The 379-nt window shown below is 42.5% G+C and carries 2 tRNA genes; both read right to left on the bottom strand.

From position 1 onward, the window contains the following. Positions 1–134: 134 nt before the first annotated feature. Positions 135–210: transfer RNA gene (locus J4760_RS13225), tRNA-Ala, on the bottom strand. 16 nt (positions 211–226) lie between these two features. Continuing rightward, positions 227–303, bottom strand: a tRNA-Ile gene (locus J4760_RS13220). Positions 304–379: the final 76 nt, after the last annotated feature.

The following is a 379-nucleotide window of genomic DNA, read 5'->3' as shown; positions in this document are numbered from 1 at the left end:
GCCAGCCAAAGCTGACACAACGCGTGTTTGTTTGAACTCTTTCGGTTCTCGGTTTTCTACGCTTGATTTTCGGTTAAAAATCATTTTTCGCATTGTTTCTATACGGTTTTCAATGTACATGTTTTAAATAATAATGGTGGAGACTAGCGGGATCGAACCGCTGACCTCCTGCGTGCAAAGCAGGCGCTCTCCCAGCTGAGCTAAGCCCCCATATTGAGAATTATAATGGTGGGCCTAAGTGGACTCGAACCACCGACCTCACGCTTATCAGGCGTGCGCTCTAACCAGCTGAGCTATAGGCCCATTATATTTCCAGATATAGATTATACTATTGTGAATGATAATTTCAAGCATTAATTTTACACTTTGAAACGAAATT

It is taken from the genome of Salinicoccus sp. ID82-1 (assembly GCF_021991715.1).
Lineage (GTDB): Bacteria > Bacillota > Bacilli > Staphylococcales > Salinicoccaceae > Salinicoccus > Salinicoccus cyprini.
This window is presented reverse-complemented; position numbering and strand designations above follow the sequence as displayed.